12 protein-coding genes are annotated in these 24,356 nt (G+C 55.7%); 5 read left to right on the top strand and 7 right to left on the bottom strand.

Annotated elements, in window-relative coordinates:
* The 4 genes from ACN0SY_RS01415 to ACN0SY_RS01400 form a co-directional block, all read right to left on the bottom strand.
* Positions 1-675 (bottom strand): hypothetical protein, encoded by a 675-nt coding sequence (locus ACN0SY_RS01415; RefSeq protein WP_417683975.1) that lies wholly within the window; start codon positions 673-675, stop codon positions 1-3.
* A 627-nt stretch (positions 676-1,302) separates the two neighbouring features.
* Positions 1,303-3,240, bottom strand: coding sequence for an AAA family ATPase (locus ACN0SY_RS01410; protein WP_417683974.1), 1,938 nt, complete (start codon positions 3,238-3,240; stop codon positions 1,303-1,305).
* 138 nt (positions 3,241-3,378) lie between these two features.
* Positions 3,379-3,693: a hypothetical protein gene (locus ACN0SY_RS01405; RefSeq protein ID WP_417683973.1), complete on the bottom strand. Its 315-nt coding sequence runs from the start codon at positions 3,691-3,693 to the stop codon at positions 3,379-3,381.
* A gap of 714 nt (positions 3,694-4,407) precedes the next feature.
* A complete protein-coding gene (locus ACN0SY_RS01400) occupies positions 4,408-9,966 on the bottom strand; it encodes a sacsin N-terminal ATP-binding-like domain-containing protein (protein WP_417683972.1) in 5,559 nt (1,852 codons plus the stop codon).
* Between the two features lie 1,192 nt (positions 9,967-11,158).
* Between ACN0SY_RS01400 and ACN0SY_RS01395 the strand changes: the two genes are divergently transcribed.
* Positions 11,159-14,236, top strand: a complete 3,078-nt coding sequence (locus ACN0SY_RS01395) for a DEAD/DEAH box helicase (RefSeq protein ID WP_417683971.1) — start codon at positions 11,159-11,161, stop codon at positions 14,234-14,236.
* Between the two features lie 38 nt (positions 14,237-14,274).
* Here the strand turns inward: ACN0SY_RS01395 and ACN0SY_RS01390 are convergent, their stop codons facing one another.
* The 3 genes from ACN0SY_RS01390 to ACN0SY_RS01380 form a co-directional block, all read right to left on the bottom strand.
* Entirely contained in the window at positions 14,275-15,339 is a 1,065-nt protein-coding gene (locus ACN0SY_RS01390) for a hypothetical protein (protein WP_417683970.1), read from the bottom strand.
* Positions 15,336-17,780, bottom strand: a complete 2,445-nt coding sequence (locus ACN0SY_RS01385; RefSeq protein ID WP_417683969.1) for an AAA family ATPase — start codon at positions 17,778-17,780, stop codon at positions 15,336-15,338. The genes ACN0SY_RS01390 and ACN0SY_RS01385 overlap by 4 nt, the downstream gene beginning before the upstream one ends.
* Positions 17,781-17,936: 156 nt before the next feature.
* Complete coding sequence (locus ACN0SY_RS01380) at positions 17,937-19,097, bottom strand: DUF2235 domain-containing protein (RefSeq protein WP_417683968.1); 1,161 nt, start codon at positions 19,095-19,097, stop codon at positions 17,937-17,939.
* A gap of 95 nt (positions 19,098-19,192) precedes the next feature.
* On the opposite strand from ACN0SY_RS01380, the gene ACN0SY_RS01375 reads away from it, so the two are divergent.
* The 4 genes from ACN0SY_RS01375 to ACN0SY_RS01360 all read left to right on the top strand — a co-directional run bounded on the left by ACN0SY_RS01375 (position 19,193) and on the right by ACN0SY_RS01360 (position 24,309).
* A complete protein-coding gene (locus tag ACN0SY_RS01375) occupies positions 19,193-20,641 on the top strand; it encodes a DUF2779 domain-containing protein (protein WP_417683967.1) in 1,449 nt (482 codons plus the stop codon).
* Positions 20,642-20,889: 248 nt separating this feature from the next.
* On the top strand, positions 20,890-21,789 hold the full coding sequence (locus ACN0SY_RS01370) for a hypothetical protein (RefSeq protein ID WP_417683966.1): 900 nt from the start codon (positions 20,890-20,892) through the stop codon (positions 21,787-21,789).
* A gap of 1 nt (position 21,790) precedes the next feature.
* Positions 21,791-22,270 carry a hypothetical protein gene (locus ACN0SY_RS01365; protein ID WP_417683965.1) on the top strand — a complete coding sequence of 160 codons (480 nt, stop codon included), beginning with the start codon at positions 21,791-21,793 and terminating at the stop codon, positions 22,268-22,270.
* On the top strand, positions 22,270-24,309 hold the full coding sequence (locus tag ACN0SY_RS01360; RefSeq protein WP_417683964.1) for an AAA family ATPase: 2,040 nt from the start codon (positions 22,270-22,272) through the stop codon (positions 24,307-24,309). Before ACN0SY_RS01365 ends, ACN0SY_RS01360 begins: the two co-directional genes overlap by 1 nt.
* Positions 24,310-24,356 lie beyond the last annotated feature (47 nt).

Below are 24,356 nucleotides of genomic sequence, written 5' to 3'. Positions count from 1 at the left end.
TTAGGCTGCCTTGCAGATTTCGAGCTCGGTGTTGTCGTTGATGGGACCTCGCTTCACCGGCTTCAGTTCTTGGCTGTCAATGAGGTTGAGAACTGCGTTGAAACCGTCAGCTTCACAGTCGAAGAGAGCGACCAGCGCGGCGAACCGGAACACCCCGTGCATCGAGGTAAGGTGCTGCCTCAGTTGCTCGACGGCCTCCTCATCCCAGAGGGTTCGCGACCGGAGGATCAGCTCGGCATTGCGAACATGAACGCGAGAAATCTCGAGATCAGTACGGACAACAAGCTTGGCCGCATAGTTCGGATGCTGCTTCTTGATGAGACGGTGAGTAGCTTCAATCTGACTACGAACTTTGAGCTTCTCGGGCTTAATGTCGTATGCAATCCTCTGACCGTTCTTCAGAAAGACCAGAACGTCGAACGTATGTGTCCGCGTCTTGCCCTCTGCATCGACGTAGGTCACCGGCTCAGGTTGCTCTTGAAAGAGTTCAGCCTCGGGGTGTGCGAGCAGGATTGTCAGAAAGTCCCTTTCGAGGAGGCTTTCGCATCCCGCCCAACGAAGGCAGGTGCTGTTCAGAAGAAATCCGCGGTTCGATACCTTGGATTTCAAGCTGACGTTGCGCGACGCCTCAGACGGGCGTGCGGGGATGTAGTAGTTGGGTTCTTCGTTGGACATGGTGGTCTCCGCTTCTGATGAGTTCTGACGTGACTGTTCACGGCAGCTATTCGGCAGGCGGAACCACCGGCATCGGTGTTGCCCGAACGGGCAAACGAGCGGAAAAGGTTCAGTTCATTCCACATGGCACAGATCTCCTGTTCCCGCGCGGCGGCGGGTTCGAAATTCAATCGCTTGAAGGGAGAGCTGCTGTGCCGTTTAAAACGACAATGAAAGTAAATCGTTTCCCGACATCAGCAACAGTTACTGCTCGCAATGACCGGTATGGTCGCGACGAGACAGCGTTGGGCAATCGACTGCCACGGATGTCAAAGGTCAGACATCACGCGTGCAGTTGGGTACCCAACTCAAGCGTTGTGTATCGGGAGATCTTGAGCGGCTTCGCGGAGAGCCGAATTGTTCTGCATGAAAGTCATGGTCGGCTCCTCCTTTATCCTGCCAGCCGGAGCTGGGGGGTTAAGCCGATAGTCGCCCACAGATGGCGGGATGCCACCCCAAGGCGATGGCTAAACCGGTACCAGCATTGGCTCCGAAGCGCCAGGAATATGCCGAAATATAGAAAATTATCAGTAAGAATATCACTGACAATTTTTTGCGTATTATTGTAAGTCACTGAGTTACCTAATTTTACTGTGATGCGCAGGTTTTAAAGAGAGCCGCAAGTTCGCAGTGATTTAGTCTTCTCGATTTGACCAATTCACTTGCGATTACCTGGACGGTTTGCAAATTTTCTCTCAAAATATCCCGTACTCGCCGCATCTGAGCCTTCAAAATCAGGTCGCATGCATCCGCGAATTGCTTGTCATGACGTACCATTTTCTCCAAGCGGTCTCTCGTCAGGTCCGCCCTGAAAACCAGGTTGCCAGAAAGACCAGAGGCGGCGATGAACCGTGCGGCAATCCTGGTTGCGCATTCCAAATCTGATCCGGATACCAATCCGGCGCTATCGGACGCTTCGTCGAAAATAAGGTGTTCCGCAGCATGTCCGGCGAGAAGGACCGCGATTTTGTCATGATAGTCGCTGGGGACCTGGTAGCCCGGTCGGTCCACCGGAAACGCGGTATGGCCGCCACTTTCGAACTTGCCACCCTGATCTGTCCGAATACTCTCACGAACAACGACCTCGGAAGCAACGATACCCTGGATCGCGTAAGCGGCCACAACGTGTCCGGTCTCATGAACCGCGTAGCGCTCTAATTCGGAAGGAGGCACATTCGTGAATTTTTCCGAAAGCACATCGAGAACGTGCCTTGCTTTCGGGGTGCCGCCAGTTCGCCTTGCTAATCGTCGGCATTCACGCGCGAGCTTTTCCAGGTCGGCGCCGCTCCAGCCATCAGTCAGGTTCCCAACGTCCCTGAGCACAGTCTCGGGGAGATCGGAATTCAGGTGTTGGCTGAAAATGGTCTTCCTTGCCTGCTGGTCTGGTAGAGGGATTTCGATGACCCGCTCCAACCGCCCGGGTCTCAGGAAGGCTGGGTCAATGGTACCCAGCCGATTGCATGCAGCTACAATGACGACACCGTCACGCTTTTCCGTACCGTCCAATAATTGCAGGAGGCCAGTAATGACCTGGGTGGTATATTCGGGCGCGTGTGATGAAAGGGTAGCGCGATTTCCAACTGCATCAAACTCGTCGATGAACAGGATTGCTGGTGAATTTTTGCGTGCTTCCCCGAAAGCTCGATCCATGCCCTTTAGCATGTCGCCAAGATGTCCACGGCTCTGCATTTTCGAGAGCGAGCACTCGACAAAATGGGCGTTGCAGGTTTCCGCCAGCGATCGGGCGTAGACGGTTTTCCCCGTTCCGGGTTTGCCGACGAGAAGAATGCCTCGGTCCACATCGACCCAGGCAATTTTGCCGTGTCGCCAGTCTTGGATGTCGCGAGCCAGTTCCAATCCCCAGCTCTTGGCTTCGCCATAGCCAACCATGTCTTTCAGCGATGGCGGAACTGCGTTGTTTGAAGTTGCCTCCGGCGCCGCTGCTTCCGCCTTTCTCAACTTTCGAAGCATTCGAAAGGCGCTAGTGAGCGGCCGGTCTCCCCGGAATGCAGTGTTTAGATCGGTGAGTGTGTCCGACAACAGTTCGTTGGCTTGTTGTTCAGTAACCGGAAGACCCCGAGCCAAGTGTAGCGCAGCAGCAATGTGTTCGGGTTCTGGTCGAACCTCCAAGATCGTTTCCGCGATATCCACGAATGGTGAACTCATCGGATGTTTTGGCGTGCCAACACCCACTAACCGCTGGTGATCGGCAACATCCCTGGCCAGAGAATAAGCTTCAAATGGCTTATTTCTTCTGTATTTCGAATTGCCGTCATCATCTATGAAATAGTGGAAGTTCAGCAGGTCCTCTGGTTTCCATCTTGCCGGTATCCGCCAACCGAGTTCCTTCGCCAGAGCATCCTCATAAATGTCTGTGTCGGTGTCGTCGGGAATGTTTGCTCCGATAACATAAGCTGAACGGTGCCAGTATTCAGGAGCCCGCCGAAGCGCTTTGCGGACAGCCATTCGGGCGATCAATGTCCCGGCGTTATTCAAGGCTTTTGACGAAAGGGTCGAACGGTTCATTTGTGTCCTCTTGGGCAGGGGATCGCGTTCGCTCCAAGTGCATTTGGAACGTTGTCGTCGCGGATCGAATGGAGTTCGAAAAAGAAGTCAGTGCCGGCTACAGACGGGGAGGGCAGGCCGGTTCAATCTCTTCCGGGTTCAGGGAATTATGCGGCTATCAGTATCGAGCCGGTCGTCGACGTGATTTTCGAGGCGAACCCAGCCTCGGGACAAAAGTGCCCAGGAGTCATCCTCGCTGAAGGCAAACACGGGCTCCAGTATGGGCGCGGTTTCCGAGGTGCCGATGATGCCCGGAAAGGGAAGGAGGGTTCGGCTCCAGTCCACAATGAGAGGCGCCGTCGATGGCGCCTCGAGCGGCGGGAGACCGTTTTTCCGGTACATTTGGAGGGCTAGGGCGATAGACCGGAAGGTCTCCGGCTCAAAGGAAAACGCCCGCAGCGTCGGATTGGTCATGTTGCGATGTTCCGAATTTTAAGCGTGACAGATCCTCACGTTGAGACGCCCTCTGCTGCGGCAGCCGGGGTGCTCGACATGTTCTGGTTTTGCGAGTGAATGGGATTATCTCATCGACGAACCTGGCGGTTCGCCAAAGGGTCATGAAGGATTCATGTGCCTGAAAGGCAGAGCGTCATGCCTAAACCCGATCTCGGCTCCTGAATGGGCGTGAGAAACGAAGTTTCTACGGCCAGATTTAACCAACGGGGCGACCCAGTGGGCGATCTGAATGAATCCTTAGAAGGAGTATTTACCTTCAATATATCAGTTAGATAAGGGGATTTTATCTAGGTCATTTCGGGCTCCTGTGGTCTCGTAAGCCCCGTTTTTCCGGAAGAACCCGGACAAAAGGTTAACAGGTGAGAATAATTGCAAAAAATTACAATCGAACCTGGAATGGCGAGAGGCCAAACGGAACCGTTGGAACATCCGGTCTAAATGTCCGCTTCGCGCCCTCATTGCGGTCGTTTAGGTCGGGAGGTGAGATCCCTTAAAGCAGACATGCCTTCATCGCGTCCGATCCTTCTCCCTGCCGTGAACCTAGCGCGGACAGCTCTTGTCAAAATCGATCCGGTTTGCGGGGATCGGAGCACTACTGAAATTGCTTGTGCCGGAATGGAGATAGCGGAAACTCAAGTTCAATTGTCAACTCGCTCGAAAATAAAGGCTCGTTCAGGCTCTGTCGAAACCATACCTGATGCCCTCTCCAAGGATGCGTAGCAGGGTTTCCCCTTCTTCGCTCATCGGGTTAGGCAGCATCTCCACGCGCGTAAGAGATGGTTCGCCAACATTGCTGACATAGGCTATAGCGTAGCGTTGCCCGCTCCTCGGGCGAGCGGCCACCTTGGCCGTCCTGACTTCGCTTTCGCCCATCTCGAACATACGAGGATCACCCAGGCTGGCCTTGACCTCGATGAGCAGCGCCTGGCTTCGGAAGCTGACGGTAAAATCGTAACCAAGGCCATCATCACCTTTGCGCCCGGTGAAGGGCTCCGAATTCTCGGAAACCCAAGCGGCATCGATATTCTGCTTGGGTAGTCTGTTCTTCAGCCAGTTATAGACGACAAGCTCGCCCAGTTTGCCGATCATGTCGGTCTTGTCAGACGGCGCTCTCCGGCCAGCCGGCGGAGCCTTGCTGCCCGGCTGGTTTTTACGGTCTCTTGCCTTGGGCTGAGCACGCGGCACCAGATCGGCCGGCGATCCCACGGGACTTTCCAGCACACTCTTCGGGAGCTTGTCGGCGAGCTCGGATGCGATTGCGGACCAGTCGGCGGTCTCAGGGTCTACGCTTCGACCGTTGAAAGGTACCGAACGCGCCTCGCGTTTCCTGGCTTCCGCCTCTTCCTTTTCGCGGCTGCGTTCGGCATCGACATCGTTGTCGCTGAGTTCCAATTGCCCGCGATCAAGCGTGGCAAGCATTCCCTCCGGCCACACACCTAGGGCCTGGCACCAGAAGAATAGCGGTGTTTCGCCCAGCTTCAGGCAATCGAAGACGCCAGCTTCATCGAGCCGGGCGCGGAGAGAATCCAGCCATTTGTCGACCTCGTCCCACAAGGCCGGGCGCGTGACCTCGTGCTTCAGGCACCAGGCCCTGATGACCGGCCCCGCGGCCTTGGTGAATTTGCGAACCGCATCGGCATTGGCTCGCCTTAGCGTGTCAAGCGGCACCAGGTTCGGCTTCTTGCCCTTGCGGCTGGCTTCATGCTGGGCAAGCCATTGATCCACCCACTCTGCCATGATGTCGTGGGGAACCTCGTGATAGCGGAGTTCCCAGGCAGGATCAGGAGGCAGCGACCGGACCTCCTCCCTCAACTGCGCATATTCCTCTGCTACCTCGCCTTTCTTGATCACCGGATAGAAGGCGGCGCGCAACGCATCAACGATCTCGATTTCGTTGTCGTGGATATAGTTGGTCAGCAGGCTGGCATGGAGTTCCGGATAGGTGTCGGGGCTCTCGCCTGCCGCGAGCAGGCTACGGTTGAACGCCTCGAAATCCAGGCCCAACCGGTCCCGCAATTCGCCTGTCGTAAGGGCGCCCTTGCAGACTTCGAGCACGAACTCTGCTTCCAGGTCGTGCTGTTGCAGTGATGGGCTAAGGACGGAACGAAGCTGGTCAGGTTCCTTGATCGCCTGGGCTTCAACGGACCGAAAGGCCGCCAGTGCTTCGACGCCGCCGCCGAGATGAACAAGTGCGCGCAGCCATGGTAGATGGCGTTCGAGTCTGGTGCCAAGGGTATCGCGCACGGCGCTTGCGGCGCTCTCCCGCAAGCGAAGTGCAGCGCATAGGCGCTGCAAATCCATGTCGGCCGGCGGCGCTTCTGCGACTCCCACCGACCGTGCCCTTAAGGTCATAACCAGTATGCGCAGATGCGGCTCAAGCGCCGGCTGCTCGATGGCTTCGCAGAGAGCCCCCAGGCACGCATCGATAGTATCCCAGTCAAGAGGACCGCTCTCGCGGACGACGACAAGCGGCGCTCCGTCTGGCGTCTTGAACGCGAACGCGCGTTTGCTTTCATCGTCCTGCGTCACACGCCGGCCGTCGATAACAAATTCGAGGGTAGCGGCTGCCTGAAAGAGAATGCGTTCCAGCCTCGCAATGATGGCGGAGCGGTCGGATGGCAAGCGCTGAAGCTCTGTTCCTCGGAGAGCTTCCATGGAGACAGCCAGAAACGGTCTCAGCCAAGGGCATCTGTCTACGATCGGCGACATATCGCCAGCACCGATCGGCTGCCCGTCGACCACAGCCGAGTAGCGTGCTTCGGACAAGAGCCGCACGGAATCGCCGAAGAGGTTATGGAGTGTCCTGCCTATGCGGGTCAGGTTGCCACCGCGCGGATCGAACAAACGCAGACCGGCGGTTTCGATCAGGCTCGTAGCGGTTTCATCTTCTTCATTGTCACGTATGTAGATGGGATCGTCCGCGTCAGGGGGATCCTCAACCATATCTATGACGATCGTTTCCTCGCCGCCCCTGACCAGAAGCCTGTTCGGAGCGGAAACAGCGCTTTGCTGAGAACCGCTATAGCGCTGGCCGATGAGCTGCCATGTGCGGTGGTACAGATTTATGAATTGGCGCTCAAAGTACCTGTCGAAGCCTTCGGCTTCATATTGCCCGGCCAGGAATTCTGTTTGTTCGATTAGTGTGCCGGCATCGTTCAGGATGCGAAGTTCTGCCCTTTCCTTAAGTTCCTGGATGCACTGGTAGGCAGCGCCCTCAAGCAACCGGGCGACGCTCGGTGCCGGGCGACGAAGATATGTGGGAAACCGCTCGTTGCTAGTCTCGGAAGAAATCCAAAGCTGTGCACCGGTTACATGGACGCGGCGCGAGCCTTCGTTAGTCGGTTCGTCAGCAGGCAGCCACGGGGCCATTCGCAAGAAGGCAGCGAACGGCGTCGGCCATCCGCGCGTATCGGAATGGTAGTTGTACCGATGGCTGACCTCTACTGACCAATCTATGTCATGAGACTGCCTGAACCATTCGACAATCGCGCCTGCATAGAGCTCCCGGCAATCATCGCTGAAGCGCTCATAATCCCCTTGTCCGGGCCACCACCAAAGGTCACCGCTGATCGTATAGTCGGTGCTCGTCGGGAAATTCAGCGCATTCGCGTCCTGTTCTTCAGTGCCGGCCTTCCACAGTGCTTTAGCCAGCGGACCGATACCTAGCTGGTCGCAAAACCGAAACGATCGTAGATCATGAGCGCGAACATACTTGGGGATCGTTTTCTTAACTGGGTGCAGCCCCTTCTGAACCCGCAGTTCTGTCAGAAACTCCACCCAGTCGCGCGTGTTGCCTCTGTTGAAGGCACGATGTAACGGCGGTGCAATCCTACGGCTTTTCAGCTCCAGAAAATCGAATACATCTGCCGGCGCGCTATCCAGCAATTTCTGAAGCTGCTGGCCGAGCGTTTCTTTCGGCCAGCTCTCCGAAAATACGGCCTCGGCCGCATCTATAAAGTCGCCTGAAACCGTTGGCACGAAGAAGCGGTGCTGTGGCCGCAACTTGATGGGGCGGCCAGTCAGCCGTGCCCGGCGCCATACCTGAAATGCCCATCGCAATCCGGCGACACGGGTACCTTTGCGCGAATCCTGGCGCAGGAGCTGCGAGAGCTGGCTGAGGACGGTGTCGCGATCAAAGGGCGAAACAAGCTTGGCGTTCTCGAAGTAGGATCGGACGCTGCCGAGCGCTCCATGCCAGTCGAGCCTGTCTGACAAGAACGCAAATTCGTTCTTCAGCTCCGCCGGTGGCATCAGATCATCATCGATGTCCGGCGCATCTCCTTTTGAGCTCGGCGGGGGAAACACATAACCATGCCCTTCACCCTTCCGCCGCCGCTTCCTCGGTCTGCCGCCTTCCTGAGCGGGCGCTGAGATCATAGTCTGGTGGAGCTTACCGTCAGAGCAAAGCAGGATTTCCTGACCTTCCAGAGCCATGGTGGACTTACCCATCAGCTCGATGAGGTCTTGGTAGTAGGAAGTCCATTTCTGGATCGAAGTTCGCTTTTTGGTTGCAAACGTAGCCGCAATGGCGGCGGCGAGCGCCGCCCGCTCCTGCGGGGTCGGCGCACTGACATAATCCGCGCTTTGATCTGCCAGGAACTGATCAATCCGCTTCAGCCGCGCGCCCAGTCCCGGCCAGAGGGGGACGAAGCCGGCTTGCGCGTGATGAGCAGCCGCGATCTCGGCCGGGAAAGTGGCCAGGTTGTACTCCCACAACCGTGCGCTTGCGGGAGTACGCCAAACGATCGTCTCGCTATCGGCACCGGAGCCAAGGCAGGGAACGATGCGGGCGTCGTCAAGGCTCTCGGCGCCCGCCGCGGTTCGAATGGCGCCGGCTATCATCGAAGCAAGATCGAGGGACGGGCTGGCATCCAGGCTGGAGACATCCTCCCAGACGAGGAAGTCTGTCGCCGCGAGCGCAGCTTTGCCGGGAGTGATGTCGGAAGAGCCACCCCGGTCGGCGAGGCCGGAGAGCCAAATCACGGTTTCAGCGGCAAGCCCTACCGCTTCCCTTACGTGCAAGGCATTGAGGGCGATTTTTGCATCAAGTGTCTTGCGATTTGAACTGGGGAAGAAAGTGCCATGCAAATAGCCCTGAAACGGCGCTACAGCCTGTTCCCCTAGAGGCAGGAAGGCATAGAGGCGCGTACTTGCGACGTGTGCGTCAAGACGGACCGCGAGCGCGACTTCCCCGTCGCCTTCCCAGTCCAGCCAACGCGAGTGGAGCTGCTTTTGCTCGACGCCATCTGCGATGGCTTGCTTCATCGCGGCTTCGGCAATCGGCTTTCTTGCAACAAGAAATGTGCCAGACGCCTTGAGATCAACAATCGTCGCGCCGGGCCTGCCGGTAATTTCCCGTTGCTCGCGAAACAGGGAGAAAGAGCGGGAGTCGTCATCGGGTACGACAGAAACGGTCAGCCTGCCGAGACGGACCAGAAAGAGCAGCACGGGCGCCGATTGCTGACGAAGCAACTGGATTTCCTTGAGAGCAGCTTCGCGTGCCGTCTTGTCGCGCAGCGGGAGGGCTATCACAGTCGCAAAGGCGCGGCGAGCGTAGCTCTGAACCCGCTCCGATTGATCCACGTGCCAGCGCGGGACATGAAGTAGCGGCATGTCATTGGTCGCACGCTCGCGGTGCAGTGGGTTGCTTATCAACCGGTCGAAATCTTCCTTTTCGGCAAAGCCAAAGCAGAATCCGTCGAATTGCGGTTTTTTGCCAACGGGCGATGCCTGCGAAAAGATCAAAGGCTTATCGGTGATATGCAGAACGCTGCGGAATCCGAGCCCCTTGTTGCCGATCGCCTCGCCTGGCGGCTTGCTCGACAAGCCCATATCGAAGAGCGCATCGACGTTCTTGCGTGTGAAGGGCGAACCGCGATTGGCGACATAAAGGATGCCGTGCTCGCCGGCATCGAGGTCGAGAAGAACTTCGACCTCACCATCGCCAGTTCCATGCGGGTGAGCGTCGTAAGCGTTCTGGATGAGCTCGATGAGAAAGCGACCGTGGTAGTCGGCCGTTATGCTCTGCGCTAGGCTGACATTACCGGCATAGATCTTATCGAGATAGGCTCCTTCTTCGTCGATCGTTCCGCAAAAGCTCTGTATCTTTCGTTTGCAAATTTTTTCAATGTAGGCTTTGGCATCCGTGGCATCGCCGTCGGTACCATCTTTACTGAAGAGGTGAGCCGTGCGGTCATCATATTGCGCAAAATTATTTTGTTCGCGTTGCACTGCCTTGACCCGTTTGTGTTGTTTCGTCCGCCGTGTTTCCCGTCAGTCGGTGATACTCCTCAGTGCTAATGACGATGATGACGGGACGCCCTTGTATTTCGATCGTCACCGGCACCTGCCGCGCGATGTAGATCGGCAAACTTTCTCTCTGGAAACCATTGTCTTCACGGCACATTCACCTGAAAACGACTCGAACGATAGAGGCAGGCGCGTCTTTATTAGATGACAGATTTCGATCGATGGAGGCTCTCGGCCCATCTACGTAAAAATTGCGCCCGGGTGCAAAGGACCACTTGCGGGGATTTGTCGATTGGGACACGTATCGTGGCGAACGACAGCCCACCCTAGGGCCGCACCAAATTTATTTTTTACTATCTGATAAATATAGTCTTTTTTCGTATTGCGCCTTTTCCCTCCGGCCGCAGAAAACGGCCGACGAAGCTTTCCAATCGCCAACTTTGCGCACGTCTGCTTAGTGCACCCGTCCACCAGAACCCGCCAGTCTGCATACGGCCCCGTTTTAGCCATTCTCAATCTCAACACGGATTGATTATCTGTATCGAAGTCCGAGTTCGGAGTTTCATATGGCACGTTATGCGAATCCGGAGCGTGGAAGGGGTTCAGTTTAAAGCAATTCGGATGGAGCGGGGAATTGCGACCACGTTCCATTGCTGGTTCTTCTACGGGGGAATGCCCGCTTTGCGCCTCCATGCATGTCATGCCGACGGACCTATTTCGTTCCCGCAAGTTGCCGTTTTCGGAGACCCGCCGCCGCCTATTTGAAGGACAGACAGGCGTACATTGCTGCCTTGCAGCCTTCAGGGTGCGACGAACGAAAGCTGCGTCATGCAACCTAAAGTGTTGACGCAATTGGCGAAGACGTAGAGGACGCCGACGGGGGGATATTCAAAAAGCCACGGAACCGGGTTGATCAGCCCGGCTGCGACCTGCTGGCCGCCGGCCTACTCCTTGCATTCATTCGGATAATCGAACGATTTTGAAAAGTGCAATAAGCAGTCCGATCGCAGTCTCTCAGGCGCTGTAGGTGAGTATCTTCCTGAAACCCTATTCCACACAGTCTCCGAAATCTGCCATATCGGCCAGCTTCATCTTGACCTTTGACCCGCTATTCCTTTCGGTAAACGTGTGAGTTAAACAAGCGTGCTACTTTAGGTTTTTGAGAGGGTGCGTTTTGGTTGAGGCTGAGCTATCTAGGACTGCGCTTGCGCTTTGGCCGCATCAGCATGCGGCGCTCGATACGGTCGATTCCTATTTTGCGTCGGCGAGTACTCGCGCCTGCCTCGTCAATATGCCGACGGGCACAGGCAAAACCGGGGTGATGGCGACGCTCGCGCGCCAACGCGCACAGGACCGGCCGGTGCTAGTCGTCTGCCCTTCGGCAGCATTGGTCGAACAGCTCACCGCCGAGTTCAAGGGGCGGTTCTGGGAAAAGATTGGCGCCGACCCGGCCTGGAAACCCGACTGGGTCTTGAATGTTCTGCCGAGTGACCTTGAGAACCTCGCGCAACGCCTAGACGATCATCATGGCGAGCGGATCATCGTGATCGGTACCGTACAGGCAGTCCAGCAGATCGAAGCGGACGGCAAGATCAATCAGCTCCATGGCCGAATCGGCACGATCCTGTTCGACGAGGGGCATCGCGAGCCTGCACCAAGCTGGTCCCGCGTCGTCCGCGGTTTTGCAGTGCCGACCGTATTGTTCAGTGCCACTCCGTTTCGGGGTGATCTAAAAATCTTCGATGTCGATGACAACCATATTCACTTTCTCGGCTTTGCCGACGCAGTTGATCAGGGCCTCATCCGTGGGGTCGAAATCGACGAAATGCCATTGCCTCAGTCAGCGGAAGATTATGCGCTGGCACTGATCGCCAGGGTCGATGCGCTTGTGGCCGAAGGGCGATTCACAGCTGCCAACAGGGTGATCGTGCGGTGCGACAGCGAGGAGTCGGTCACTGAAATGTATCAGGCACTAACCGCAGCACTCGCTGGGCGGGCCGACGGGGTCCTTGCAATCCATAATAATTTCTCCAAGCGGCCCGACGATGGCATATTCGACGCGGTTCCATCGGACTTGGCAGCGCGGCCTGAGCGCTTTCTCGTCCATCAGTTCATGCTGATCGAAGGGATCGATGATCCCCGTTGTACGATGCTCGGTCTCTTCGAGCCGTTCACGAACACGCGCATGCTGGTCCAACAGGTTGGCAGGCTGATCCGTCATCCGGGGCCGATCGGTGATGTAGTGCCGGCCGCCTATGTCCTCGCACCAAAGGGGCGCGATATCGCAGACGAATGGAACAGTTTTCTCACCTATGACGCAGCCTCGAAGGCGAATGGTAACAAACCTTTTGTCCGCAACGATGCGACGATCTTGGAAAATCTGATCGCGGCCCTACCGACCCTTGACTATGTTATGGGACGCTTCCGCGAACGACCCGATCTCGACGATCCCGATCTCCATGACGAGCTGCGCTTCCCGAGTGCGGCGGTTGCCTTCACGATCGAACCTGATCTTGATCTGGACGAACTCGAAAATGCGATTAAGGCAGAACTCAATCGCGAGGATCGTCACGAAGCACTCAGCGGTCAAACCGCCGACGGCCATTGCCGTTATCACATTACGCTTCGGCTGACTCCGTCACCGTTCCTGTCGGGCAGCCTTTTCCAAGCGCCGAGCCTCGAGGTGACAATCTATGCGAAAAAGAACAGGCGTCTCTTCTTCTTTGACAGTGCTGGTCTCTGGATCAATGAACTCGAGGGCATCGGTCCGCGCGTCAATGCTAATACCTTGCGTGCCCTTCTTCCCGATGGAACCGAAAACAGCATTTCATTTATGAGTGTCAAAAATACCGACCTTGGGCCGTTGGCGCTGCGAACGCGCAGTTTGTCCGCTCGCTCGCTCGATCGGTCGGGCGTGTTTATGGGAGAGCATCTCAACGTCGTTACACGTGCGACTGGGTACATTCACCCTAGGGCAGCTGAAGATGGAATCCGTCGATCGGTTGGTTTTTCGCGATCGCGCGTACGCGATGGCAAGGGCAACGACCTGACCGCGCAGGAATATGCCGATTGGTGCGCCAAGGTAGATTTGGAGCTGGATGCCGCCGCCCGTACAGCATCAATTTTTACCCGTTTCGCTGTTCCGGACAGGGTTCCTGCGGACACGACGCCACTCAACATTCTCGTGGATATGGCCGAGATGGGTGATCAATTCGTCGCCAAGGGACAGACCGCGGCGGTCAGGATTGAGGATCTATGTGTTGCGGTGGAAGAGGACACCAACCCCAAGGCGCCAGCACGGTTTCTATTCTTTCTGAATGTTGATGGAGAAGAGCATCCGGTTTGGATCGACTGGAACGCTAAGAAGGCGAAATATTGGCTGGTTTCGCCCGGCCTAAGTCAGATCAAGACTAAGGATAATCCGAAAATATCTCTAACCCGTCGCTTGAACCAGCTACAACCATTCCGAATTATCACCAAGGACCTCGCCCATACTTATGTCAGCGGTGATTTTTACCGACTTGACCTTGAGCTCACCGATTCAAAGGGAGCGGCGAGTCTGGTGCTCGATCTGATCACCGCGATACCCGGTCTCAATGCGGTGGAGTCGGAAAAGGGTGAATTGGTCAATGGCCATGTCGATTATTGGGCGGAGGGTTCACTGTTTGAATTGCTCGACAAAGCTCTTAGGCCCGATCGTGGTCCAGCGCTGTTCGGGAGGAATTTTCCAGACATTGTATGCGACGATCTTCAGGACGAGGTAGGCGATTTCCTTTGCCTAGATGAGGCATCGGCTGGTCCGGCGGTGGTAGCGGTCGCAGGCAAATGGAAAAGTGGTAATCCCGGCGTGTCGGCGTCCGCCTTCTACGATGTCTGCTCGCAAGGCCTAAAAAATCTCGCTTACATGAAAAGTGACGGTGTCGCCCTGCCGGGCAGCCAGACTCGGTTCGATGGCCATTGGCGACTGTCAAAGCGCAGAACTCCCATTACCCAGTTGGTCAATCGCAAACGACATGGTCGCGGATCGAGAGCTTTCCGTAGAGCCTTCCAGCGTTTGCGCACTACTCCAACGACCGAGCGGGCGATCTGGTTGGTCTGCTCGGGTGGGATGCTGTCGCTCGCCAAGCTCAAGGATGAGTTCGCCAAACCTCAACCTAAGCCTCACATTCTCCAATTCTACCACTTGGTCTTGTCGACATATTCAGCGTGCCAGTCGGTCGGGGTTCAACTCCGGATCTTTTGCGCTGAATAGCACCTAGTCTGCAACAACATCCAACCGTATCCACTATTTCAATGTTGCAGATAGGCTTTCACCCATGCGCGGGAAACGGCGGAATAAGGGGCATCGGGTGCTATCATTTCTGCAAATCGACTTTTTATTTCACCAGAGTAAAAATCGATCTTCTTCCGGATCGATTTGTTGAAGTCAATTTCGTCCTTCAATTCTCTAGCTCTAGTGACCGATGCTCCGGCCTTTTCGGCCGAAAGATCGTCGTTGCGCGCGGCGATCTTCAGAGACAGTTCTGTGAGGCCGATCGACATTTCGAGAAGCATTTCCAGATCGCGTAACACCCGCGTGCGTGCTTGAACAAGCCCGAGCCGGTTTAGTCCATAGACCTGAATTGAAACGGCTCCCCTGGAGCTGACGCCCGCCGCGTTGGCCGCCGTATTCACACCCCCTACGTCGTCCGTAGCGGGCGGCAATAGGGCACCGGCCCCTTCGCTTTGCGCTTTTGCGCCCACTAGGCTGATCTGATGCTCTCGGCTGATGACAAAAACTAGGTGATCGTCTGGATTGTCACGTGTTGGATCAAGCAGCAGCGCCTTCTCCGCGATCAGGTCCGTTTCTTCGCCAGGCGGGGCCGTGCAGCGGACGCCGTCGTCGGCCAGCGGAAACGCACAGGCTTTGCCAGTTGCCAGCTTACGGGCGCGGTTGAGATCGCCGGTGCGAGCCAGTTCCACTAGATCCTGGCGGTCGGCCATCGGCGTGCGTTGGTTGCGTCGACGGTTGCAGTCGATGCAGCTGGGCAGCAAGTTGCTCCACTCCATCGCGAGCCACCAGTAGCCGGGATGGGCATCGTCGTCTTCCACCTTGCCCTTGGGCCGATAATGCTCGACATCCACTGGCTGGGTGGAGGAATAGAAGCTTTCGCAATAGGCGCATTTGCCGTGAAAGAGCTGCTCCAGTGCCTCTTTCACCGCCGCCGACTTGTAGCGGCTGAAATCGAAGGACTTGTCCCTGTCAGGGCCGTTCCTGTGTGCGGTCACCCGTTCAAGTTCTGTCTTGCCGTCGCTCCTGAACGGCTCGTTGAGCACGGAAGGCGCCTGCACCTTCGAACGGTCAGTCTGGATCATTCGAGGATCTCCTTAAGAAATCCCTTGATCTCCTTCTTGGCCTTATTGCGAAGGTCCCCGATCTTGTCCGCCCCCGACCTACGGCGTTGCGCTAGGTATTCGGCCACCGCCTCCTGCACAACACGGCTCACCTCGGTGCGACCGTAGGGAAGCGCATCGCCGATCTCGCGCCGGAACTCCGCCAGCACATCGAGGTCGTTCTGTGAGAGGTCCTCGTGCTCCTCGCGTGCTAGGATTTCTGCCACGCGCGCAAAGGCGATTTCGGTTTTGCGATCGTCGGTGGAAAAGAGCTGGAACATATCGGAGGTCAGCAGCTGTTCCACAGTCAGCGCGCCGATGTTGCCGAAGTCGGACACCCGCTCCACCACCTCCGGCAGTTCCCCGCCTTTCGCGCTGCCCGCGTTCTGGAAGCGATTGAGCATCATCACCTCGCCGGAAAACATGCCTCGCACGCAAAGCGGATCGTGGCTTGTAAAAAGGAAGGTTGTGCCTGGCAGCGCACGTCTCAGACCAGAGACTATTTGCAGCTTCCATCGCGGATGTAGATGCGCTTCGATCTCATCGATCAGCACGATGGCATGAGCGTTGCGTGCCCTGTGCGGTTCGAGCTTTTTCTCCTCCATCAGCTTTTGAAGAATATCGCAGACCACTGCAAGCACGGCCTTGTAGCCGGAGGATGCGACATCGAGCCTCTGGAACAGCGAATAGCTGGTGCCATCCGAGCGTTCCTTGACGATCTTGATCAGGCAGATGTCCGTCTCGTCGTCTTCGTCACGTCTTACCTCGATATGCTCGAAACGGCCATCGATCTGGATGATGTGGCGAAGCGCGGAAACGACCTCATTCAAGGCCTCCGGCCGTTCTCGGCTGAGCCGGGTCAGCCAGGCTTCCGGATTGGAAATCTGCTTTTCGTCGCTGAAAAGCGTATCGACGTGGCGCAACTCGTCTACCCGGTGCGCCTTGCCGTATAGCCGGTGCGCACCATAGGCAAAGAGATGGGGCTGTCCGTCCGGATCGCGCCCGCCGCTGGAAGCGGTGCGGATGCCGTCCTGGTCGATGTCGAGCGTGAAGCGCTTCCCATCCTCGAAGGTTAGTTGCACATTACTTTTGCGCAGGGGCTGCTTCGAGGCCTTGCCCACTTCGGCCCCCATGTAGCTTGGATTGGTGGTTAGCCTGCCGGGATTAAGTTCAAGCCCTTTGCGCTGGTCTTTCGGCAGGCAGGCGAGCGCAATGGCTTCGAGGATGCTGCTCTTGCCGGTCGAATTCTCGCCGAGGATCATCACGGCGGGTGCCGCGGGAACCTCCGAAAGCTCCTCCATCATGGCCAGCTTACGCTCCGCATCGCTCAGTTGCGCGGGAATATCAAACTCAATGCGTTCCAGCGATTTGAAATTAGTAATGCGGACCTGCGTGAGGCGCGGATGCCGGATAGAATAGAGTCCAGCGTCAGATGTTGGCGCTTGCGGTCCCGCACCTTCTAACGTTGATACTTGGTTACTCGATGAAATGAGGATTGGTGCCGTACCTGCTTGCGGATCAGTTGGAGCTACCTGCAAAATGGTTTCGGATCCCTTTTCGTCGAAGCTCAGCAGACCTTCTTCTATTGCCTCGTCATAGATATTAGATCGAAACCAGGTCTGGTATGCCGTCACGATGCCATCAGGTGATTTAGCGAAGTTGCCCCCGAAGCGGTGTCCTATCTGATCGGCAAGCTGGACGAGAAAGAGATAGCGAGCACCCGCAAAAGAGGCTGCCGGTAGAGATTTCATCTCTTCTGAAAACACTCGTTTTTTGCGCAGAAGACCTCTTTGTTCACGTATCGCCCTTGCGCGCGCTTCAACCAACTCCGGCCGGTTCAATTTGAACTGGTTGAGTGTTTCAGGTGCCCGACCCGAAGTTTGAATGAGTTCGCCCCTGTGATTGATTTCGAAGGCCTTGTAGGGTGTTTTCAATTCACCGGGATAATAAAGCACCGGCCTTTCGTCTAAATGCAAACCTGGTAAAAACGGATCCACATAGGGCGCCAGCGGATCGAAATACGCGCGCCGACCGCGCACACGGAAATATGACTTGTCTGTCGGCAGGCAACCTTGGCAGATCGGAAAGAGGTTCTCCCAGTTAAAGGCAAGCCACAGATAGGAATATTTGTCCGCCACGCCTTTGCTTGGCGTCGCGTGGGCCGGAGGGCGGAAACGGTATGCTTGCAGTGCTGTCGTTGGCGTGTCGCAAAAGGGGCATTTGTGGTAGGAAAGCCTTGAGAGTGCCGTCAGAACATCAGGCTCGAAGGAGTATTTCCAGACCGGTGGAACATCGGTCTGCATGCGTTCCTTTTCAGGTAGCTTCAAATACGCTAAAATCTCGTTTTGCAGGCTCCCCACTTCTTTATCGAACAGTGATTTGGGTCGGAATCCGGTTCGTTGTTCATGGTCAAAGAAAAACATAGCCGCCCCTCATTCCTCATTACATTTTTGCACATGGCCAGTGTGGTCTCATCGATGAATGGATTGGCTCGGTAATTGCTGGAAGTACGCTCGATCCAACAATGATAGATCCGAATGGCATACGTCTGTCACTGCTCCGAGTTGTCGGGTTCAAATTCATGACTCGGTATCGAAATCCGTGGGGAGGTTCTCCGGATCATAGTCTGAAGCATTTTTCCGATCGACAACGGACTTATGAATGATTGGCTTTCTAGCCGAATCCCCGATCATCCGCGGCTCAGCCTGCGGCAGGTACATCCAAGCCAATTTGCGTCGGGACCATTCCATCCATTTTGCAGATTTCGGGAGATACTCGAGGGGACGCCAGCCCGCAGTGAGGGAGTCATGCGCATCTGCCAAATGATCCGGCTTTGTATAGCGTACACTTGAGCCCATTCGCGCTTTGCCAAGAACGATGTAGTTTCGGGTTGCAGGGTTGACTTTCAAGCCATGGGCTATCGCCTCTCGAAGCATCCAGTCGAGGGGGAATTTTGCCAAGCCACTCTCTTCTTCCGGGTAGCCTCCTCCGATATCGGAATGGCATCCCGCAAACCAAACCTGTTTTATGTCCTGGGAAACGGGTTCAGCCTTTTTGTCGAAGGGATTTTTCACGAAAGGCTGCGGTTCTTCCCACCGATTAAGCCGAAACATTCGCCGTCTTTCGTCAATCGCCATTGCGTGGCGGAACACTTCGACGCTTGGGTTTTTCCGTGTGTAGGGTAGGGTGAGCAGTTGGGGGATCAGACGATCTGGGCGCGGGACAATGACAGAGGCTACCGTGTCCCAGACACCGAGGAATTTGATGCGTGCAGGTTTGGCGCCAGATACTTTTGCAAAGTGCCAGGGCACGGTGAAGTCGCCTTCAAGACTGGCTTGTTTGTAGGCGCGAAGGGCGTAGTTCGCGATATTTAGCTGGTCGATAGGAATGAGCCCGACCATATGGATGAAGCCTGCAAGTGCTCGTGCTGTGTAAGCTCCACGGCTGAAGCCGAACAGGAATAATTGATCGCCGTCAGCATAATTACGGCAGATGAAATCATATGGAGCAAGGATATCGTCATCCAGGCCATACCCTGTGGCCAGTTCAAAAACGGCCTTTGCGTTTTGGCGGTATCTGGCCCATGCATCGCTGGAGCCAATTGTTCCAATGCCAGCGTTGTAATAGACGCGCTGCTCTTCATTTTTGCGGCAGACACGGAAAAGTTTCAGAACGTTGGAGAGATTTTTTTCAATCTGGTTTCCAGTGCCATCACAGCAAACGACGATGTTCTTCCCCATTTGTCCACCCTCGAATTGGTTGGCTTAATCCTGGTGAATGACAGAGGAATTAAATCAGTAATTGAAATTTCTATCAATTGCCCGTGATAATGTATTTGAACAAATTCCTGAGTGGTTCAATGCTTTCGAAAACAGACTTCATACAGTATCTCAACTGCCCAAAGTCGCTCTGGCTCAAGCAACGCAAGCCAGATGTCTATCCTGAGGGTGAGCAGTCCGAATATGCTAAGAAGTTGGCTCGAGAAGGCTATGAGGTTGAGCGCTACGTGCAGCGGTTGGTGCAATCCCGACCGGATGCTGACGCCTATTCGTTTCAAGACGTATTCGAGACGGGGGAGGGGCTATATGCTCGAGCGGACATGCTACGCACACACGAAGACGGATCCATCGATATATTCGAAATCAAGTCTTCGACGAGCGTTAAGGACAGCAGCCCTCACAACCAACTGAAGGACGCGGCGTTTCAGGCGATCGCTGCCGCCAAAACTGGTCGCGAAGTCAGAAACGTCTTCATTGTACATCTGAACAAGGACTACGTCCGGGACGGCGAGATAGATCCAGCTGGACTTCTGATTTTCGCAGATGAGACCACACGCGTTAAGGGGCTGATCGAGGAGACCGAACAGCAAATTGAGGATGCGCTCTCTCTTTTAGGAGAAGCTGCGATCGACGAGAGTTCATGCACCTGTCTGAATCTCAGCCGCTCTCACCATTGTGACAGTTTCGACTACTTCAATCCGGGGATCCCGGAGCGTTCCATCTACGCTCTCCCACGATTGTCTGGTGCCAAGCTTGCGTCCTTCGTTGCGGACGGCCGTTTCGCTCTGGATCAAATCCAACTTGATGAGGTCACTAAGCTTCAGCAGCCGATTATTAAGGCCCACATTTCAGGTGCTCCGTATATCGATTTGGCTGACATTGAAAACTTCATAGGTGTTTTGAAATACCCACTCTATTTCCTCGACTACGAGACATACGCTTCTGCCGTTCCAATCGTTGATGGCGCAGGGCCCCAGGAGCAGGTTCCCTTTCAGTTTTCCCTTCATGTCCTCCAGGAGGACGGAGGGCTCGAACATGTGGAGTATCTGGCAGATCGGCCAGAGCAACCACGTCCATTGGTGGAGGCTCTGGAAGGGGCTATTGGTGCGACTGGCTCCGTCATTACCTGGAACAGGGCTTTCGAGAACACACGAAACAAGGAGATGGCCGAGGCCTTTCCTGACAAGGCATATTTCCTCCTTGGTCTTGTCGAGCGAACAGTCGATCTGATGGATGTGTTCAAGACAGGATACGTCGATATCCGTTTTAACGGATCGACATCCATCAAGAAGGTCCTTCCCGTTGTCGTTCCGGAATTGAGTTATGAGGAGATGGAGATTGCCGACGGTACTGCGGCAATGGATGGCTGGAACAAGATGATCAACGAGGAAGATCCGGAAAAGCGCGCGCAACTGCGAAAGGCGCTTCTGGCGTATTGCGAGCTCGATACTCTTGCGATGGTCCGGATTTTTAAGTTTGTCGAGGTGTTGGTTCGGGCCGATTGACCGCTCCTCATGCGGATCTGAAAGGAAACTCCAGGCTATCCGGGATTGGCTGTGTAAGCGGTGAGAGACTTTTTTGGGGGGCAACATCGCCGTGATCTCGAGATCTCCAAGACTATAAAGATCGACTTTTCAAAATAAAAATTGCAACTACAGTGTGTGGGGGAGGGGCGGTCTGCATTCTTGTGTTTGCGCTCTATGCCAGAACTGGCGTGTCTCTCCGTAGAATTTGTAAATGGGCTAGGGTGATCGTGAACATTGACGCATGGGATGGGGACGAGTGGGAGGCGCACGTCCTCCGACTCATCCAAGATCAATTCGGGCCAGAAAACGTGCAGAAAGTTCCTGCGAAGCACAAAGGTGACTGCGGCCTCGATTACTTTTGTCTCGACAAGCACGTGGTGTACCAGTGCTATGCTGTTGAAGAGCCGGTAGACATTGCGGTACGAGCTACCAAGCAGAAGTCCAAAATAACGACGGATATCAACAAGTTCTGTGATACGTCGAAGGGCGCTGCGAGGATGTTTGATGGGTATAGAATAAAGCGGTGGATACTTGCCGTTCCGACCCATGATAGTCGGGATGTGGTACAGCACGCGCTGAAGAAGACCACGGAAGTAATCCAAAAGAACCTAGCCTACGTCGATCCGGGCTTCCAGATACTGGTGCACGACAAGGACGATTTTGACCAAGCGTCTTGGGACAGGCGCATCTTGCTTCGGAAACGCATCAGGCCGTTGGTGACTATCCCGACCGAGTCGGAAGTAGCTAAAATGGCCGACAGCAATCAAAACCTGACCGAAAATCTTCGAAAAAAGCTTGGAGTTCGCTTCGAAAATGACAGCGAGCTTGAAGATGCTATCGACGACGCGCTTCGTGTTTTTTTGGAATGTCAGAACGCCGTTTCGCAGCTGCGCAACCTAGCGCCGGACGCTTACGAAGAGATAACCCGGATGGTGGCGCAGAGGCTGCGGAGGCTCAGGATGGGTGCGCGTGTCTCGGATAGTGTTGACCGCCTCGAAGTTGAGATCGACTCCTTGAAATCGAACATCATCTCCGCCGTGCCTAACTTGGATCTTGGGACAGCGGAGACAATTGCGTTCGGCGTCGTTAGCGACTGGCTGATGCGCTGCCCACTGAGGCTCAATTAGGATGGTTGAGACCAACATTTTCCGATCAGTGCTGACCGGCGACTTCTCGGTGACCGAGAGACCAGAGCCGGTTCCCGGCGACCTCCGGGTCGGCTGGGGGCAGTCGCTTCTAATACTGGTGCTCGCGTCTTCGCGCGGGCAAAAATGCTCCATCCAGAAAGTACATTTTCTGGCGCATCTCAGCCGCACCGCGGTTCTTCGAGACAAGACGCGTGATGTACTAGCGCGTCGGCGTGATCCAATCGACCTAGTGGTCCGGATCGAGCCATGGGTCAACCGGGCCGCAGCCTTTGCTAAGGCGAAGGGCCTTATCGAGGTGCGCGGCGGGAAAGCACTCGCGCTGAGTGACGAAGGAAAGGCGGCCGCAAAGGAGATCCGGAAGCAAGGCCTGCTCTCCGAAGAGATCGCCTTCCTTGACGAGGTCGGTAAATTGGTCAGCGAGCAGGTAGTTGATCGAATCATGAAGATGGAAGCGTTCTAATGTCGCTGACGATTAGCCACATCCGGCTTCGCGTGCAGACGAGTGCGGGCCTTTACGGGACCGACGTCTCGCTCAAGCGAGGGCTTACGATCCTGCACGCGCCGAATACCTCGGGCAAGTCTACCCTGCTGCATGCGTTTCTTTACGCTCTAGGGCTTGAGCAGATGCTGAGCCCGAAGCGCGGCATTCCGCTCTCATATGCAATGCGCGACTATGTGGAGGATCCACGCACGGGTGCCCGCGCGGATGTCATTGAATCCTACGTAGCGATCGAAGTCGTGAACGCGCGCGGCGAACACATGACGGTTCGGCGCAATGTCGTCGCGGAGGGCGATTATCGCCTAGTGAACGTGGTAGAGGGGCCGGAGCTTTCAGAGGGGCCTGGGGAATACGAGAGACGCGACTACTTCGTCATCGATCCGGGTGGCGCACAGCGTGAGGCAGGATTCCACCGCAGGCTAGCTCGATTCATGGACTGGGACCTGCCGACGGTGAAGCGGTACGACGGCGGCGAGTGTCCCCTTTACGTCGAGACGATCTTTCCCCTCTTTTTCGTTGAGCAGAAGGTCGGCTGGACGACGATACCGGGAGCAATACCAACGCAATTCCGGATTCGCGAGGTCCATAGACGCGCCGTCGAGTTCCTCATGGATTTCGACACGCACGAGAACGAGTTGCGGCGGCAGGATATCGAGCTTCGTGCGATCGCAGCACGAACTTACTGGACGAAGACTGTAGACTCGATCAACGCGTTAGCTTCTGCATCCGGTCTACGAGCTGTGGCGCTTCCCAATGCTCCCACTGCGATCGAGGGGGATGTCCGTAGTGCCTATCTCGAGGTTTTCGAGGGCGACGGCTGGCGCAAGCTTGGCAATCGCATCGCTGAGCTTGCGACCGAATTAACAATGTTGGAGGAGCAACGCATACCCGAGGTGGAGATGATCGCAGACGGTGCTGCGGTGGAAGCTGACAAGTTGGCGAACAAGATCCAAATGCTCAACTCTGAGCGTTCGACAATCTTCCGGGCGCGCCAGGTGGAACTGGTTCAGCAAGCCTCCACGGATCAGCGGACCCTTCAACTTGAGGAAGATTTAAGGAAAAACAAAGATGCTCTGAAGTTGCAGAAGTTCGGATCGACCATTTCCCGTGAGTTGCACCCCAACCACTGCCCAACTTGCGAGCAGCCGATCGATGATACGCTGCTTCCCCAAGGCACCTTGGAAGCCGTTATGTCCCTAGAAGACAACATCGAATACATCGATGCGCAGAGGAAGGCATTCAAGCGCCTCGCGGACAGATCGGTCGCGATCATTCGCGAGCTGGACCTGGAACTCGTAACCACTGGAGAAGAGCTGCGAAAGCAGACGGCGCGTCTTCGAGCGCTGAAGTCCGATCTGATCGCGCCATCACACGCCGCCTCCGCGTCGTTCATCGAGGAACGTCTCCGGATCGAACAACGGCTCAATCAGCTTCGAGATGTGGAAGCGCACTTCGACGAGCAGATCAACAGCCTGGTCGATCTAGCCGCGACTTGGGCTAACTTGCTGGCCGACCGCAAGGAGTTGCCGACCGAACGCCTGAGCGTGGACGACGTCAAGAAGGTAGATGTCCTGGAAGCCTCCATCCGCAGCCAGCTCGCAAGGTATGGATTTATCACCTTTCCGCCTCAGGATCTTACGGTTTCGAAGGACAGCTATAGACCGGAAAAGGAAGGGTTTGAAATTGGATTCGAGCTCTCTGCGAGCGATAGCATCCGATTGAAATGGGCGTATCAGCTCGGGTTAGTCGACGCTGTAAAGGCAGGTTCGACTAATCATCCGGGCTTGGTTGTCTTCGATGAGCCGCGACAGCAGGAAGCGGCTTCGACCAGTGTCGCAGGACTTATTGCCGAGGCGTCACGGGTAGCTTCGTCAGGCGCGCAGATCCTAATCGCGACGAGCGAAGATCTGGTGAGTGTCCGGAACTTCGTTGCGAACGTGGATCACCAACTGCTTGTGTTCGATGGGCGAATGATCGACCGAATTGACCCGATTGAATAGCTTGTTTGGTCGAACGTCCTCGAATGTAAAAGACGAACAATTTGGTG

Source organism: Roseibium sp., assembly GCF_048261595.1.
In the GTDB taxonomy this organism is placed as follows: domain Bacteria; phylum Pseudomonadota; class Alphaproteobacteria; order Rhizobiales; family Stappiaceae; genus Roseibium.
This window is presented reverse-complemented; position numbering and strand designations above follow the sequence as displayed.